The sequence below is a fragment of the Desulfocapsa sulfexigens DSM 10523 genome (assembly GCF_000341395.1).
Taxonomy (GTDB): domain Bacteria; phylum Desulfobacterota; class Desulfobulbia; order Desulfobulbales; family Desulfocapsaceae; genus Desulfocapsa; species Desulfocapsa sulfexigens.
In genome coordinates this window covers 2586860-2604542 of record NC_020304.1, presented here as the reverse complement: position 1 = coordinate 2604542, position 17683 = coordinate 2586860, and the positions used below count along the sequence as shown (strand labels likewise).

The following is a 17683-nucleotide window of genomic DNA, read 5'->3' as shown; positions in this document are numbered from 1 at the left end:
AAAAAACATCCTCTTAAAAAACTTCAGGGGTCTTGCAAAATCAGTATTCTCGTTTCGATACAATTTTTCACGCACCGAAGAGTTGGGGGGAAAAGGCAATTTTTCAAGATATCCTTCACATCAGTTACACTGTAGCATATTATAACACCCAATATCATTATCTTTTCTTTCCACTTTTTTTATTCTTTTATGACTGAGAACCGTTACATACTCCATATTGACATGGATGCGTTCTTTGCCTCGGTGGAACAGATGGACAATCCCAAGTATGGCGGCCGCCCCCTCATTGTAGGTGGAAATCCCGAGGGACGTGGTGTGGTGGCAGCATGCTCCTATGAGGCGAGAAAGTTTGGGATACGGTCTGCACTCTCAGCTGCCAGGGCGGTTAAACTCTGCCCCCATGCCCTCTTTGTCCGCCCACGAAAGGAGCGTTACAAAGAGGTCTCCATACAGATTATGGAAATATTCAAGAGATACTCACCGTTCATTGAGCCACTCTCCCTTGATGAAGCCTTTCTCGATATTTCTTCAAACCACGAAACCATGGAAGCTGCCGCTGAAACTGCTGAAGAGATACGGAGCCGGGTTTTTCACGAAGTGGGTCTGACCTGTTCCGCAGGGGTTTCCTACAACAAATTTCTAGCCAAAGTTGCATCCGACATGAAGAAACCTGATGGCCTGACGGTTATACCAATCGATGAGGCAAGGTCACTCCTTGATACGCTGCCTATCGGGAAATTCTTCGGTGTTGGCAGGGTGACTGAGAAAAAAATGCATTCACTGGGAATTCATTATGGCCGGGACATTCTCCGCTTCGACAAAGCTCAGCTCATACGTTTCTTTGGAAAAGCTGGAGCGTTTTTCCATGATATTGCCCGAGGTGTGGACAATCGCCCGGTGGAATCACAAAAGGGACGTAAATCAATTGGAACCGAAACCACCTTTCATTCAGATATTGATGATATAGATGAGATAGAGAAAATCCTCAGAGACCTTGCACTCAAAGTAGAACAGGGCCTCCAGAATAAAAGCTGTGGCGCAACTACCGTTACCCTGAAGGTTCGCTATCACAATTTCACCACCGTAACACGATCCTGTACCCATTCGATTCCAATCAACAGTGTCGATGAAATAATGAAGTGCACTCGACAACTTCTTGAGACAACGGATGCTGGAAAAGTAAAAATTCGCCTTCTTGGCATCAGTCTTTCAAATCTCACCAACACATCCCTAAAGATACCTGTGCAGCTGGATCTCCCTTTTTTTTGACCCATACGGAAAAGTCTGTTTACTTCCGGTAGAATGATTACTATTGTCTCAAATTCGGGGACATACATTCACCTTTTCAAAAGCTCTTCACTGGACAACATATACTCTCATGAAAGATCTAATAAGTTCTATTTTAAATATTTTCCGCTGGATTGGCAAATTCATCACAGGTATCCGTATCTTCACTCTGAACATTGCCTTTCTTGCTCTACTGGTATTCCTGTTCGTCTCACTCACCTCCAGTACGACAGAAAAAGAGGTGAAAATTTCAGAAAGCGGAGCCCTTGTGCTCAGTCTATCCGGTGACATTGTTGAGGAAAAACAGGTAAGTGACCCCATTGCCACACTGATAAATGAGAAAATTGGATTTGACACCATTCCATCGGAAACCCTTTTTCAAGATATCCTTGATGTGATTGCAGCCGCCGCCAATGATGACCGGGTTACCTGTATCCTCCTTGATCTCGGTGAACTTGGTTCAGTAGGACTTAATCAACTCCAGACCATAGGTGACGCATTAAACGCTTTTAAAGCCAGTGGAAAAAAAGTCATCGCTGCCGAAGATTTCTACCAGCAAAAAGCGTATTACCTTGCAAGCTTTGCCGATGAGATATACCTCAACCCCATGGGTGGCGTTGACTTGCATGGTCTCGGCACCTTTCGTCTTTTCTTTAAAGATGCCATCGACAATCTTAAAATTAACTACAATATTTTTCGTGTTGGAACCTTCAAATCTGCCCTTGAGCCCGTCATGCGCAATTCCATGTCAACTGAAGCACGATCTCAGAATATGACCTGGCTCACGGCACTTTGGAATACCATCACCACGGATATCATCAGGGAACGGAATCTCAGTCAGGACAGTATTCAAAAATATACTGAGAACATAGCATCGGAACTGGCGACGGCCGGTGGAGATTCTGCCCGACTTGCCCTGGAATCAGGGCTGGTTGACGGTTTAAAAACCCGTGAAGAACTTCGTCTGTTTCTCACAACACTCAGTGGTAAAAATGAAAAGGGTGACTTTAGACACATTCCATTCAACAATTATCTCGCCACTGTCTCCCGCTCTTATACCGACGCTCCTGATGCTGCTGGTACCATCGGTATTATCATCGCAGAAGGAGCCATTTTGAGCGGCAAGCAACCGGTTGGAATGATTGGCGGTGACACAATGATCGAACTTCTACGACAGGCCCGTGAAAACAGTAGAATAAAGGGGTTGGTGATTCGTATTGTTTCCGGTGGCGGTTCTGTCTTTGCATCGGAACTCATCCGCCAGGAAATCCTTGAATACAAAAAAACAGGAAAACCACTTGTGATCTCCATGGGTGCCATGGCTGCCTCCGGTGGCTACTGGATCGCAGCCGATGCCGATGAGATATGGGCATCACCCGTTACACTCACCGGCTCCATTGGGATTTTTGCAGCCATTCCCACCTTTGAGAACTCACTCTCAGACCTTGGGATTTACAGCGACGGCGTGGGAACAACAAGCCTGGCAGCAGCACTTGATATTACCCGACCTCTCTCCCCCCTTCTGAAGGAAGCCATAGAAATCAATCTTCGTCATGGCTATGAAACATTCTTAAATATTGTTTCCAAGGGGCGGACCATCGCTCCGGAGACCATACATACCATCGCAGAAGGGAGAGTCTTTGACGGGCAGAAAGCAGTTAAACTTGGCCTTGTCGATAACCTTGGTACACTCGACAATGCCATTGACTCTGCTGCTGGCCTTGCCGGGCTCGAAGAATATACCGCATCCTATATCCACCGCCCCCTGTCGGTTAAGGAAGAATTCTTCCAGATATTCTCCGGATCCTTCACAAGAAGCCTTGCTGCAATGATCCCTCCTGTCATTCTGGCAGCGTTTAACGACCTGATAGACCCAGTTAGCGAAATCATGTTACTCAACGACCCAAAGGGGCTCTATGCCCATTGCCTGATCCATGATCTTTCACTTTAACTGGAAGCATTTGCAGTTTTTGCAAAACCGATTACCATTCAACCTCTAATCACCTTAAGAACAACTATTTATCTGTTGAACTTTTTCTCATAAGGAACCAAAATATTATGAAAAACTTTCTTTCGCTTCTCTTCTGTATGACTCTCTTCTGCCTTGCAGCATCAGACAGCTCTGCGACAGAAACCTTCATTATTTCTGGTAACCCCAAGGCCCCACCTGTCGTATGGGAGCAATATAATACGCTCACCGGAATTGGACCAGACATTGCTCAAGCAATCCTGACAGAACTGCAACTCAACTACGACCTTAGGGTAGAGGGCGACTGGCAGCAGGTTCAGGACAAATGTAAAAATGGAGAGATCGACATGATAGTCTCCGCCTACAAGAATGATGCGCGTGCAGAATACATGTTTTTTTCCATGCCCTATCTTCAACAACACACCGTCATTGTCGTGGAAAAGGGTAAGGAATTTCCTTTTGGCCGCTGGGAATCACTCATTGGCAAAAAAGGTGTTTCTAATATTGGAGAAAGCTATGGTCAGGAATTTGATACCTTTATCAAAAATAAGCTGAGTGTACAATTTATTGCCTTTGAACGTGCAATAGAGCTCCTTAACCGTGGAGAAGCCGACTATCTGATTGTGGATCTCTACACCGCCCTTATCTATGCAAGGCTCCTTCAAGGTGAAGATGCCATCTCTATTCTTGAACCTCCAGTCACCACCCAGGCTTTTCATATCACTATTTCAAAGCAGTCCCCCATGGCAGTGCAGATGCCCGCCATTAACAAAAAACTCTACCGCCTGGTGAAAGACGGAACCGTTGAGAAACTTTTCTACAAACATTTCGAAGATTGGAAAACGCTTATCGAAAAACGATCCAGGTTTTACAACAGGGATTCCAATATCCGCTCTCAAGAACATGATCAATACCTGAAGACTCAAGATGCCTACGAAAAAGAAAAAATTGGCAGTCTCCTGATGGGAAGCCGAGAGGGATTGCCTGCAGCCGCCGAGTGATTTATCTGTAAAAAGTCATGGTAAAGTAGTGTATGAGATGTCTCCCGCCAAATAATCCACAGCCTGGCGTGGCCATTTGGCAGGAGACATCTCATACATGGATTTTTACATTCAACCTTCGTTCCTGTCATCAACCCAAGCCGTCATCTTACGATCTCCATGCAATTTGCAGATATCCTTCCACAACTTTGGCCAAGCCTTATCTGGCCTCTTATTCGCCTGATCTTTTTTATCTCCGTTGGCCTGCTCGTTGCAAATTTCATCGAGTCTCTTAACTGGACCAGTAAAATAGCTGCTCTGTCGCGTCCTCTTATCAGATTAGGTAATCTTTCAGAGACAGCTGGTGCTTCATTCTCTATGGCTTTATTTTCAGGAGTGTCGGCAAACACCATGCTCTCTGAAGCGTATGAGAAAAAAACTATTGTGAAGAAGGAACTCATCCTTTCCAACCTCTTTAACAGCCTGCCAACCTATTTTCTCCATCTGCCCACAGTATTTTTCATAACAGCTCCACTTATTAAGGGTGCTGCAATCATATATGTGGGGCTCACCTTTGGAGCTGCAATTTTCAGAACTGTTTCGATTGTCATACTGAGCCGATTTCTCCTTCCCGCCGTCGAGCACCCGAAAACGCAGCAAGCGGAAACCGAGACCCAGAAAAACACAATGATTAACTGGAAAGGAGCCTTAGAAAAAAGCTGGAAACGATTCAAAAAACGAATACGGAAAATCATTCACTATACCGTACCCATCTATATACTTATTTTTATTATGCACCGTGTCGGAATATTCGATGCTCTTGAAGCAGGTATGGCTGATTATCTCTCCTTCCTTCCCTGGCTGACCCCACAGTCCATGGGCATAATAACCCTCCATATTGCTGCCGAATTTACCGCAGGACTCGCTGTAGCTGGAGCTCTCCTCCAGGAGGGAAGTATGGATTACCGGGAAGTGGTTCTCGCCCTACTGGTCGGAAATGTACTGTCTTCTCCGGTACGGGCAATCCGGCATCAGTTTCCCTATTACGCCGGAATTTTTCAACCGCGAATGGCTGCAGAACTGATAGTCTACAGTCAGATATTTCGTGTTGGAAGTTTAATGCTAATGGGTTGTATCTACTTTGTTTTCACTCTGTAACAATTAACAAATAATCAGATTATGCAGTTCGTTCCTGTCATCATCCTGTATTGGAAACTCCTTTTCCAAAATGTCACCAACCATTGCAATGGCCTTACAGAGAGCCTGGCACTGCTCCTTTCTTCGTATTCCATCGGTAATCACCGCAACAGCATCCTGCCATTTTTCCTGCGGAATACGTTTATTGATACCACTGTCTGCAATTATCCAGGCACGACGCTCTAAAAGTGAAATATAGATCAGAATGCCATTTGCATCCTTTGTTTTATAGAGTTTCTCAGTAAAAAAAGCTGCAAACGCAGAATTCTGAACTTCTTCATCCTTTTCACTACTGGAAAGAAACCAACGCTTCAAGCCTGGAAAAATTTTGATGAGAAAATGCGTCAGCAGGAACAGCGGAACAAACAATGCTAGGAATACCCACACATTAGTCGGTTCCAGCCAAAACTGTCTGGCAACCATGGGACTTCCTAGAAGGGCTCCAATTGAGGCAACAAGGGTTCCTCCCCTGACTGCAGCGAGAGGATAGGAATGACTCTCACACACCAGCATGGGGACAAGTTCTCCCGAAGTTTTCAACTCTGCCAGATGCACTGCATCGGAGATCTGTTTTTGCTCATCAGCACTGAAAAATTTCTGCGCCATGGATTGAGTTTTCATCGCTACCATCCTCCAGAGGCACCACCGCCACCAAAACCACCGCCACCACCACTGAATCCTCCTCCAAAACCGCCGGATGAGCGGCCGAAACCACCTCCTCCCGCATAAAAACCGCCACCACTGCCAGCGGAAAGAGAACTGACAAACAGACCGGCAAGAGCTCCGAGTGGGATTAGAGCCAGTAGCCAAAAACCCAGCTGTGGCAGAAACATCAGACCAAGGACGGGGGACCCTATACCTCCAACAACAGCAGCCACCTTTTTGTTCTTATGCAACACCCGTCCAATAAACGAAAAACCAAATATCAACAAAAATATCAGTCCTGCAGGATCACTGTCGTTCACGGCTTTTGTGTTTGCTGCACTGGCAACAAACTCCCCCTTCACAGCGGCAACCATTGCCGTCACCCCGTCGTGTATCCCCTGATCATAATTACCCTCTTTAAACCGCGGTACAATAACGCCACCTATTATACGGCCCGCGACAAGATCTGTCAGGCTCCCTTCCAGTCCGTAACCGACCTCAATACGCAGCTTCCGTTCATCCCGTGCAATAAGAAGCAACGCCCCGTTGTCGAATCCTTTCTGACCAATTTTCCATGCCTCTACTACCCGCAGGGAATACTCCTCCAGGACTTCACCCTCAAGGGAAGGAATCGTGAGCACAACTATTTGGGTCGAGTCAGTGGCTTCAAAACCTGTAAGCAGGGTCTCGAGATCTGCCCTGGTCTGCGCAGAAAGCATCTGGGCAGTGTCATTTACCCGACGTCCAAGGGGGGGAACTTCAAGAGCAGCAAGGGGAGCTACCTGAAAGAACAGCACAGTCATGGACAGGAGGACTATAAGCAGCTCTCTTTTAAGAAACTTCTGAACCGCTACCATAGCTTAGAATGTTACCTTTGGCGCGACCTTTGCACCCTCTTCCGCTTTGAAATACTCCTTACGTTCAAGATGGAGCAAAAACTTATTGGTCAAACTCTGAGGAAACTTGCGAATTGCACCATTAAAACTGGAAACAGCGGTGTTATAGCGTTGCCGGGCGACATTAATACGATTCTCCGTCCCTTCCAGTTGATTCTGGAGATCCAGAAAATTCTGATTGGCCTTGAGGTCAGGATAACGCTCAACCACCACCATCAATTTTGACAGGGCAGCAGTCAAGCCTCCCTGGGCCGCCTGAAATTGCTGCATTACTGCAGGATTATTTAAATCCTTTGCTGCAATCTGCACCGAACTGGCCTTTGATCTGGCATCAATTACGGCCTGTAATGTTTCCTGCTCATGTTTTGCGTAGCCTTTAACCGTTTCCACCAGATTCGGAATAAGATCAGCACGCCGCTGCAGGGTGGATTCCACATCAGCCCATGCCTTAAAGACGCCCTCTTCCTGGATCTGCAGACTGTTATAGCCGCAACTGGAAAGTACGACGGATAAGAGGGAGATAAAAGACAACAAAGCAATTCGTTTCATGACGGCTCCACTTTTAAATATAGTTTTCAGATTTATTACCCATATAGACTCCATAAATAGAACGCCCTCATTTTAACAGTTCATCCGATTCATTTCCAGAGTAATTCCCTCACAAGATAAGGAGATTGACAAAAACTCCCATCTTCACTATTACTTTCCATCAATCTTTCTCAGCCCTCCCATGCCATTTTACACAATGACCGGTACAAAACCACTACTCATACTAGCACTGTTACTACTCATCCTCTGTGCAGCAATTATTACCGCAACCGGGATGGGATTCCTACAGATCAGCCCCGGAGAGGTCCTTGAAATTCTTTGGAACAAACTCCTTGGCAGAGACTCCACCACCATCAATCCCACCTTTCCGTTTGTTGTCATGGAGGTACGTTTGCCCCGTATTCTTACCTCGGCGCTTGTTGGCGGTGGTCTTGCCGTGGCTGGAGCCGTATTTCAGGCCATCCTCTTAAATCCGCTGGCCGACCCTTACACTCTTGGAATATCATCCGGTGCTGCTTTTGGCGCCTCGCTTGCCATTATCCTGACCCTCTTCGGTGTTGTTGTTCCAGCATGGTTTTCAATTCCGATCTTTGCATTTATTGGTGCCATTGCCACACTTATCGGAGTCTTCTCCCTAGCCTCGACCGATAACAAACTTTCATCCAACACCCTGATACTTTCCGGGGTTATTATTGCAGCTATTCTTTCTGCCGGTATCGGATTCATAAAATACCTTGCAGATGAACAGGTAAGCATCATTATCTTCTGGCTTATGGGCAGTTTTGTCGGCAGGACCTGGAGCGATGTTCTCAGCACCTCGGTAATTGTCATGCCTGGACTTCTCTTCACCCTCTACTTTGCTCGTGATCTGAACATTATGGCGCTAGGGGAACGCACGGCAAATACTCTGGGTGTTGAAAGCGGCCGAGTCAAAAAGATGCTCCTGGTGGGCGCCTCACTGATCACCGCCATCTGTGTCTCAGTTTCCGGAATCATTGGTTTTGTGGGTCTCATCATCCCTCATCTTCTGCGTATGATTCTTGGCCCCGACAATCGGATTCTCCTTCCCGCATGTTTCCTGGGGGGGGCCACCCTCCTTCTTGGGGCCGACACTATCACCCGTGCCCTTCTGCCATCCGAGATCCCAATTGGTGTCCTGACCTCCCTTATCGGTGGACCGTTTTTCTGTTACATCTTCCGCAAAAAACAGCTGGCAAATGTATCATGAGGGACAAAAGACTTCTTTTTCATATCGAGAATCTTTCCTTTGGGTATCGTAACAATACGGTGCTTAGAAATCTCGACCTCCAACTGCAACAGGGAAGATTTTATGGCCTGATTGGTGCCAACGGCAGTGGCAAGTCCACACTCCTTGAACTCCTTATGGCAACCCTTCCTCCCCGTTCAGGATCTATCAAATACAGAGGCAGGAAATTAAGCGATTATTCACGCCAGCAACTGGCAGTCAGGCTGGCGCTCGTCCCCCAGCACTTTTCAATGGACTTTGAATACAGTGTCAGGGACGTTGTTTTTATGGGACGCCATCCCCATATTCCAAGATTTTCATCACCTTCAGCCCACGATAGAGCGGCTGTGGAACAGGCCATGGAAACCATGGATATTCTCCATCTCCGGGATCGCCCCGTTATCGCCCTTTCCGGCGGAGAATTACAGCGAGTGGTCATGGCAAGAGCCCTTGCCCAGGAAACAGAAGTTCTGGTCCTTGACGAGGCAACCTCCAACCTTGATATTCAGCACACCATTGCCATCATGAGGGTGATACGTGAACGTGTTGACAACACTGGACTCACCGTTATTGCTGCCATCCACGATCTTAATTTAGCAGCGGCATTTTGTGATGACTGCCTGGTACTCAAGGATGGGACTCTTTTCGCCAATGCCCCGGTGGCTGAAATTTTCACCAGAGACCTCCTCCAGAACGTCTTTTCCGTCAGGGCAAACGTCACCCGCACTCCCAGAAACGGGCGTCCGCAAATTCACTATCAGTATCAATAAAATGCTCAATATTTTACGTCTTCTCATCCTTGTGACACTGATCCATTCCGCTCTGTCCTGCTCCCCTCTCCATGGCAGCGACACCAAACCCTCATTTTCACGTATTATTTCACTCTATCCTGCCCATACGGAGAACCTCGCTGACCTCGGAATAACAGGGGAACTGATAGGGATCGCAACCAGCGACACCTACCCTCCTGAAATTCTCAGTAAACAACGTTTCAGCCATCGCGACAATGCTGAGAAATTCATCGCTGCAGGTCCAGATCTGGTCCTGATCAGACCCATGATCGCAAATGCTGTCCCTCAGCTCATTGACCAGCTAAAAGAGGCCGGGATAACGGTTATCTCGCTGCAGCCACGCAGTATCGACGAAATGCTTGCCTACTGGATACAACTCGGCAGCCTCACTGGGAGAAACACAGCGGCTGCTCAAATGGTTGCAGAGTTTAACAATGAGCTTCAAAAGATTCACCAGGCCACCCAAATGGTTCCTCTCCAGAATCGGCCAAAAGTCTATTTTGAATCTATTCACTCGAAAATGAAGACGTTCTCTCCCACATCTATTGCAATATTTGCGCTCGAACAGGCTGGCGGCATAAACATTGCCACGGATGCCACCGCTCGTAGAGACACCAACATTGCCGCATACGGAAAAGAACGTATCCTCTTCCACGCTGATGAAATAGATTTTTTTCTCGCCCAAGAGGGACGAATGAATCGTGTCACGACCCAACAGATTGCCGAGGAACCTGGATTCCTTGCTATTAGGGCAATACGAGAAGGAAAGATATCTCTTGTTGATGAACAGCTGGTTTCACGACCAACCAGGCGAATTCTCGAGGGAATAAAACAGATAAGAGCCATTCTTTACCAATAAATTAACCCATAACTTATTCAATAAAAACATGCTCTTACAACACAACCAGGCATCCTGATAACTTAAGCACACTCACCATACTGTTTTTTCATTCTTCATAACATGCTGTGTTTCAAGCATATTCATAAATTCCCTTAACAAAACACACCAGTACGACACTGTAGCATTGAATATTTTTCACCGGTGATCTACACAAACAAACGCAAATTAATGTGAGTTGAAAAAGACCGTGCCACTCCCTGTGGTATTGGCAAAAACAAACCTCAGATTTTAAAGGAGATCCTACAATGAGAAGATTATTGGCACTTATGGCCTCTTTAGTTCTTTTTTAAGTGTAGCCGTTGCACCCGTTTGGGCTGGTGGAGATAAAGTCCAACATGAAAATGGTCAGGAAATAGGACCTGGAAGTGATGCTCAAGGAAATCAGGTAGGTGGTGATTGAACGAAATAAACCTTTTAACTGAATAAGCAGTGTCCAGCATGGAAAACGGCACTGCCTTTTTCAATCGGATACTGCTTGCCACCTGGACAACTGCAGCTCATATTATGTCAGACTGCATGTTGTATTATTACAGTATCCTTAACTCTTGTAATATCATCATCAAGAGCAAAACCACTCAGGGACAAAAAAGAAATTTCCTGGTTTTTTCGTTTCTCAATTCCACGATTATAGTAATAATCGTAATATACCAGGAGGTGCTCACAGGCAGTTCTCAAATCGTCTCTCTCAATACAATCAATTATTTCCAGAAATCTTGGCCGGGTCAATTTCTGTGCAATACGCTGACAGGCCTCGGTCAACTCCTGCCTATCGGTAGTGCTGTATTCCTGAACCAGACGATCAATTCTCGCTTCCACCGGCACTTCGATTATCAGCAGAGGTGCTGCCCGCATCTGCAAAAGCAAGGGTGGGGGAAGATGGACTGAGCCGATAACATAACTCTCGTTTTCAAGAAGCAGTACGTTCTCAGGATCAAGTCTTTGCAGTTCCTGGTGGAAATCGTTTTCAAACTGCTCCGTGGTCGGTTGTGCTCCCTCGTTAATATGACCAAAAACTGACCCCTTATGGTGGGCCAGAGCCTCTAGATCGATCACCTGTATTCCCTGCGCCTGAAGCCCTTGCAAAATAGCAGTCTTGCCGCTTCCTGTTTTTCCACCAAGAATACATAATTTCCGTGGCTGTTCGATACAGCTTCTGATTCCACGACGATAGGCCCTGTATCCTCCATGCAAACGTTTGACCGCAACTCCTGCCTCATTTACCAAACGACAGACTTCACTGCTTCGCTTCCCACCTCTCCAGCAATAGATGACAATATCAGCCGGCAACATTTCCTCGATAAGGGTGATAATTTGCTCGACCTTTGGCCTGGCAATTTCCTCGCCAAGAGCCAGGGCCTGTTCCTGATCCACCTGTTTATAGATGGTACCGATTCTGGCGCGCTCATCGTCTGTAAAGAGGGGAATATTTACGGCTCCAGGAATATGTCCCTGAGAAAATTCTACAGGAGAACGTACATCAACAAATTGAACCGTGGGACAGGGAAAAAGCTCTTTAAAAGTAACCGACCTGGACAATGCTTCTCCTTTTTGTTAGAAACTCAATTACCATTCAGCCACGCATAAGAATCTAGTGACAGTTTTCTTCGGGGAACATCTTTTATAGTGATATTTGGTTTTAGAGGCATGTTACACCAAAAGAGAGTTCTCCACAGCTGTATATTTGACAAAGCTTTTTGTTGCCAGCTATACTGAAAAGACAGCTTCCAATAATACTATCCCCCTCACTCTGGATCCCGAAAATGAGAACCTCCCTCAGGCCTGTATGTAAACATTTCATCCTGTTACTTCAGTTTTTTTTACTCGTCAGCATGACATCCATTCCGTCGCATTCACTGGCAGAGAGCAGGATTCCAACCGAATTACAACAGTGGATTCCCTGGGTCCTCTACGACCAGGAAGAAAAATTATGTAGTATCGATACCACAGAGAGCAGCAGACGTTACTGCACATGGCCCTCGGAGATTGAGCTGAATGTACGTGAGGACGGAGCAACCTTCAGCCAGAAATGGTTGATTGAAACCAGAAGCCTGGTTCTACTTCCGGGCAACACTCCCTTCTGGCCTTTCAATGTACAATCCGGTGAAAAGAAACTTCTTGTAAGCACTGATCGGGGGCGCCCAGCCATCTGGCTTGATCCCGGCGCTCATACAATAACAGGAAGCTTTGCATGGAATAGCCTTCCCGAAAATCTCCTTGTCCCCGCAGAAACCGGACTCGTCCACCTCACACTTCTAGGTAAAAAAGTAACACGCCTGCAACTCGATCAACAGGGCAGGCTGTGGTTCAAACATACTAAGGAAACACAAAAAAACAGTGAAGAAAGTCTTACTCTTCAAGTCTTCCGTAAAATCACTGACGGTGTTCCCTTAACTCAGCAGTTACATATCCAGTTGATCGTTTCCGGCAACCCACGTCAGGAGACCCTCGGACTCAAAACGGGTAATCCCTTCATTCCGCTACTATTGAACTCTCCACTTCCGGTACGCATTGATAGCAGTGGCAGACTGCAGATCCAGGTTCGACCGGGTCAATGGCAAATCCAGTTGACCCTGAGAAACAGTGAACCGCTCTCTCCAGCGACCCTGACCATGGGAGATATCGATGGCACCTGGCCCACTGAAGAGATATGGGTCTTTGAAGCAGACCCCAAATTACGCCAGATTGAAATCAATACCCTCTCCCCGCTAGATCCCTCCCGTACCTCACTTCCGGAAAAATGGAGAAATTTCCCCGCATATCTGATCACAGCCGAAGGGGTTATGACCCTCACTCAAAAAAATCGAGGCAATCCCAACCCTGTACCAAACCGCCTCAAGATCCATCGAAAAATATGGCTTGATGAGCAGGGAAGCGGACTCACCGCGTATGATGCTCTCAGCGGAACCATGACGCGTGATTGGCGACTTAACGTTAATCCATCACTTATCCTGGGGAAAGTAGAGGTCGAAGGAAGTTCAAGACTTATCACCCAACTTAAGGACTCTGACAGGACAGGTGTCGAAGTACGACAGGGCAGCCTTGAACTGTATGCAGAATCGCGTATTCAAAAAAATGTCTCACAGGGATGTCTTGAAATCCCTGCGCTCGGCTGGGATCATACCTTCCAACAGCTCTCCATGGAACTGAACTTGCCACCCGGGTGGAAACTGCTCACCACCACGGGGGTTGACAGGGTGTCGACATGGCTTAATCGCTGGACTCTGCTCGATATTTTCATGGTTCTGATCATTGGCCTGGCCACATCAAGAATCCTGGGACTTGGATGGGGGGGGATTGCGATTCTTCTTCTTTTTTTCTCCTTTCACCAACAAGGGTCGCCACGCTATCTCTGGCTGCCACTCCTTGGCCTTCTCGCCATGCAGCAGGTCATCACGGCCACGACCGGAAAACGACTCTGTAGAATGGCCGGTCTGGTAATACTCATTGTAATCATCGTAAGCTCCGTTCCCTATATGATTAACCAAATACGTGTGGGAATTTACCCACAGCTCGAATATGGCGATCATTTTAGAATTACCAACGAATACCAGACGGATAGTGAACACCTCCCACTCGCCTCACCCACCATGGAACATGACGCCTCATTGACGGAATCCGCTGCTTTACCTCAACCCAGGAGCAAGACCGTTCGAAAACAGGCCTATTACAGCCTGGGCACAAGCCAGGTACCTGAAAAACCCAAAAGCATACAGATTGATCCACAGGATATGATTCAAACGGGGCCTGGACTTCCCGACTGGAAGTGGCAGCAGATCTACCTGAGCTGGAATGGCCCTGTGAGTCCGGAACAGAATATTTCATTCTTTTTTCTTACCCCATTCAGCAACACCGTCCTGGCCTTTGTAAGAGTTTTTCTGCTTACCCTGCTCATTGGGGGATTTCTCAGGAAGTTTCTGATATCCAGTGGCAGGACAGGTGTCTCTAAGCAGACTAAAACCCTTGGAGCTTCTCTTGTATTTCTCATTGCAATTGTCTTTAGCCCCCAACATGCATCGGCAGAAGTCCCCCCTCCTGAAATCCTCCAAGAATTACAGGAAAGGCTCCTGAGGGCACCGGAATGTGGTGACCAGTGTGCAACAATCAGCAACTGCATTATCCGTACAGAGGAGAACCTGCTGACAGTTGAACTCCAGGTTGATTCTCTTATCAGGGGGGCTATCACCCTTCCTGGAGAAAACAGATTTTTCCCCAGGATCACCCTCGATGGACAGCCGGCACAAATTGTACGTCTGGATTCCCAGGGCTATTCTCTTATCCGTGTTGAGCAAGGCAGCCACACTATACTGCTCCAGAAACAACTAAACAGTCAGGATAAAGCCTCTTTTTCTTTTCCTGTATTACCGCGACAGGGACAGGCACTCCTTAATGACTGGTCGATTAATGGCCTTCACGAAGATGGTCGTCTGGATAAACAGATCAGTCTCAGCAGAATTACGCCTGCTGCCAGGGAAGACAATGCCGGGACAGACGATGCTGACACCATCCAGATACCAGCATTCGTAAGGATCGAACGGACACTCCATATGGGGTTAAAGTGGACGGTTTCCACCAGAATCATACGTCTCAGTCCTGACACTGTTATTGCCCTCGACATTCCGCTTCTCCCCGGAGAACATGTCACCAGCGCTGGCCTCCAACTCAGAAAACAGCATGCTCGAATCAATATGGGGTCCAAACAGAAGAGTTTTACCTTCCACTCCTCAATGGATCCGGTTGATTCAATCAGGCTCACGGCGCCACTCACTTCCTCCTGGACCGAGATCTGGTTTCTTGACGTAAGCCCAATCTGGCATGTGGAAACGCAGGGCCTGCCGGAAATAAACCAGACCAATCCAGCCGGGAAACGCTATCCGGAGTACCATCCGTATCCTGGTGAATCCCTGCAACTCGCCATCAGCCGCCCTAAGGGAGTTACCGGCCCCACAATGACAGTTAATCGAAGCAAAGTTGTGGTGAAACCGGGTCTGCGTGCTACCGAAACAACACTCTTTGTCTCCCTCAATGCGAGCCGTGGCCTACAGCACAGTATCACCCTGCCTCCAGATATCGATTTACAAAAAACCCTGATAAATGGCAAAGAGTTCCCATTACAGTTGAATAACGGTCAGCTGAGTTTTCCAATACAACCCGGACCGCAAAATCTGGAAATAGGATGGCGCAGTAAACAGGGCGTCGGTACCAGACTGACTACAGAAACCATTGACCTCGGGATCAAAAGTGTTAATGCATCCATTGAGATGACCGTCCCCTCCTCCCGCTGGATTCTCTTAACAGGAGGACCACGGGTAGGTCCTGCGGTTCTCTTCTGGGGAGAATTGCTGGTTATTATTCTTATTGCCCTGCTCCTTGGACGCGTCAAACTTACCCCCTTAAACACCTTACAATGGCTCCTTCTGAGTCTTGGCCTGAGCCAGGTTCCAGCACCCATTGCTGCGGTGGTAGTTGCATGGCTGCTTCTCCTCGGGTTACGTAGAAAAAAAGGTCATGAAATAACCCAGACAGCCACTTTCAATATAATGCAGGTTGTCCTTGTTCTCCTCACCTTCGCCGCTCTTGGAGCACTGTTCTTCGCTATCGAACAGGGACTCCTCGGTCATCCGGATATGCAGATCGGTGGTAATGGCTCAAATGGCCACTCTCTCCACTGGTACCAGGACAGGGCTGACTTCCTCCTGCCATCAGCATGGGTCATAACGGTACCACTGCTCACCTATCGTATCAGTATGCTCCTCTGGGCACTCTGGCTTGCCATTGCACTTCTTCGCTGGCTGCGCTGGGGCTGGGATTGTTTCAGTGAAACCAGTACCTGGAAAAAAGCTCCACCAAAGCCAAAAAAGAAACCAATAGTACGAAAACGCAGAGTCGTTACTCCTTCAGGAAAGACAGCTGTGAAGAGGAATGAGACAACAGAGGTAACGCCCGTGAACAAAGAGTAATATTTTGATGCCAATATGATTCTTCGGACTTTACAAAGAGACGGAGACTGACTACTTTTGTTTCATATACACAATATTATTCTGTTTGCAGAAATACCATGGAGTGAAATATGTGGGACTGGATACTGGTCTATGCTGTTGTCTTTCTCTTTGTTTTTATTTTTCAATATATGGTGCACTTCTTTGATCCCAAAGAAACCAAGGAGAAGGAGCATCAGAGCAGAGATACACAAAAAACAGCGAAATAACTGACACAGATACACATGACGAGGGCTTATGCAGAAAGATATTCTTATTGCCATTGATGGCTCGGTATACTCAAACCAGTCCCTTACTTATATCAGTACCCTCTTTGCAGCAGATCCACATATTCACTTTCATCTCTGCACCTGGATCACAGCTGGAAGTTCCATCATGCCCTCTGCAGCAGATCAAAAGAACTCGCTTATTCCGACGAATACTGTTCAAGGTACAAAGGAATCCTCTGCCAGGCGCTACCTGAAAAAAGCCACTGAAAAACTTCTCCGCAATAATATCACCTCGGATCGTATTCACAGCTCCGTTCACACCTGCGGCTACAATTTTGCAGCCGCAATTCAGCAAACGGCAGAGAAAGATTTACTGGATGCCGTCCTCATTGGCAGACGAGGTCTGAATGGAATAAGTGAAATGCTGATGGGTTCCGTGTCAAGCTCCCTGTTTCAAAAATGCCACAACACGCCTTTATGGATCATTGACGGGGAGGTACAATCGAAAAAATTTCTCGTTCCGGTGGATGGTTCCGTAAACTCACTGATGGCCATTGACCATCTCTGCCATATTTTTGCAGAGAGGACAGATATAGAGATCTGTCTCTTCCACTGCACAGCCATTTTTGGCAAAGAAATTCATTGTAAACCCGAGCTTTTTTATAAGAAATGGGGAAAGGATTGGAGTGACACACACCTTTCCGGTACAGACTGCCTCTTCAATGGTCCGCAACAGCTTCTTCTAAACGCAGGAATCCCCGAAAAACAGATTCAGATACTTCCGGAAAGCACCGATATTGAAGAAGCTCACAGCATTATCCGCGAAGCTAAAAAACGAGATTGTGGCACGATAGTCATGGGAAGAAGAGGAAAAGCCACATCGAAAGGGCTGTTTGGAGGGGTTTCTGACAGGGCAATCAAACATTTTCAGGATCTGGCCCTCTGGGTTGTTGGCTAACTGCCAACAACCCATTCCCTGACTCGAGAAAGTTCGGTGAGTCCCCAGAGGCCAAAAAG

General features: G+C 47.1%; 13 protein-coding genes. 9 read left to right on the top strand and 4 right to left on the bottom strand.

Annotation, left to right across the window (positions count from 1 at the left end):
* Positions 1–189: 189 nt before the first annotated feature.
* From dinB to UWK_RS11600, 4 genes are all read left to right on the top strand, one after another.
* Positions 190–1269: a DNA polymerase IV gene (gene dinB, locus UWK_RS11615; RefSeq protein ID WP_015404567.1), complete on the top strand. Its 1080-nt coding sequence runs from the start codon at positions 190–192 to the stop codon at positions 1267–1269.
* Positions 1270–1378: 109 nt separating this feature from the next.
* The gene (sppA, locus tag UWK_RS11610; protein WP_015404566.1) at positions 1379–3238 is read left to right on the top strand and encodes a signal peptide peptidase SppA; all 1860 of its coding nucleotides are present in this window, start codon (positions 1379–1381) and stop codon (positions 3236–3238) included.
* Positions 3239–3345: 107 nt separating this feature from the next.
* On the top strand, positions 3346–4257 hold the full coding sequence (locus tag UWK_RS11605) for a substrate-binding periplasmic protein (RefSeq protein ID WP_015404565.1): 912 nt from the start codon (positions 3346–3348) through the stop codon (positions 4255–4257).
* Between the two features lie 159 nt (positions 4258–4416).
* Positions 4417–5394, top strand: a complete 978-nt coding sequence (locus UWK_RS11600) for a hypothetical protein (protein ID WP_015404564.1) — start codon at positions 4417–4419, stop codon at positions 5392–5394.
* A 3-nt stretch (positions 5395–5397) separates the two neighbouring features.
* Here UWK_RS11600 and UWK_RS11595 read toward each other — a convergent pair whose 3' ends face one another.
* From UWK_RS11595 to UWK_RS11585, 3 genes are read right to left on the bottom strand one after another with little or no spacing between them, the layout of a single operon-like run.
* Positions 5398–6054: a TPM domain-containing protein gene (locus tag UWK_RS11595; protein WP_015404563.1), complete on the bottom strand. Its 657-nt coding sequence runs from the start codon at positions 6052–6054 to the stop codon at positions 5398–5400.
* 2 nt (positions 6055–6056) lie between these two features.
* Positions 6057–6935 (bottom strand): TPM domain-containing protein, encoded by an 879-nt coding sequence (locus tag UWK_RS11590; protein ID WP_015404562.1) that lies wholly within the window; start codon positions 6933–6935, stop codon positions 6057–6059.
* A 3-nt stretch (positions 6936–6938) separates the two neighbouring features.
* Positions 6939–7523, bottom strand: a complete 585-nt coding sequence (locus UWK_RS11585) for a LemA family protein (protein ID WP_015404561.1) — start codon at positions 7521–7523, stop codon at positions 6939–6941.
* A 181-nt stretch (positions 7524–7704) separates the two neighbouring features.
* Between UWK_RS11585 and UWK_RS11580 the strand changes: the two genes are divergently transcribed.
* From UWK_RS11580 to UWK_RS11570, 3 genes are read left to right on the top strand one after another with little or no spacing between them, the layout of a single operon-like run.
* Positions 7705–8751 carry a FecCD family ABC transporter permease gene (locus UWK_RS11580; protein ID WP_015404560.1) on the top strand — a complete coding sequence of 349 codons (1047 nt, stop codon included), beginning with the start codon at positions 7705–7707 and terminating at the stop codon, positions 8749–8751.
* The gene (locus UWK_RS11575) at positions 8748–9539 is read left to right on the top strand and encodes an ABC transporter ATP-binding protein (RefSeq protein WP_015404559.1); all 792 of its coding nucleotides are present in this window, start codon (positions 8748–8750) and stop codon (positions 9537–9539) included. Before UWK_RS11580 ends, UWK_RS11575 begins: the two co-directional genes overlap by 4 nt.
* Before the next feature lies 1 nt (position 9540).
* On the top strand, positions 9541–10419 hold the full coding sequence (locus UWK_RS11570) for an ABC transporter substrate-binding protein (protein ID WP_015404558.1): 879 nt from the start codon (positions 9541–9543) through the stop codon (positions 10417–10419).
* Positions 10420–10968: 549 nt separating this feature from the next.
* Here UWK_RS11570 and mnmH read toward each other — a convergent pair.
* A complete protein-coding gene (gene mnmH, locus UWK_RS11565; protein ID WP_015404557.1) occupies positions 10969–11997 on the bottom strand; it encodes a tRNA 2-selenouridine(34) synthase MnmH in 1029 nt (342 codons plus the stop codon).
* A 224-nt stretch (positions 11998–12221) separates the two neighbouring features.
* Here mnmH and UWK_RS11560 point away from each other — a divergent pair, with 224 nt between their 5' ends.
* Together UWK_RS11560 and UWK_RS11555 are read left to right on the top strand one after the other, a co-directional pair.
* The gene (locus UWK_RS11560; protein ID WP_015404556.1) at positions 12222–16418 is read left to right on the top strand and encodes a hypothetical protein; all 4197 of its coding nucleotides are present in this window, start codon (positions 12222–12224) and stop codon (positions 16416–16418) included.
* Between the two features lie 276 nt (positions 16419–16694).
* Positions 16695–17624, top strand: a complete 930-nt coding sequence (locus tag UWK_RS11555) for a universal stress protein (protein WP_015404554.1) — start codon at positions 16695–16697, stop codon at positions 17622–17624.
* Positions 17625–17683: the final 59 nt, after the last annotated feature.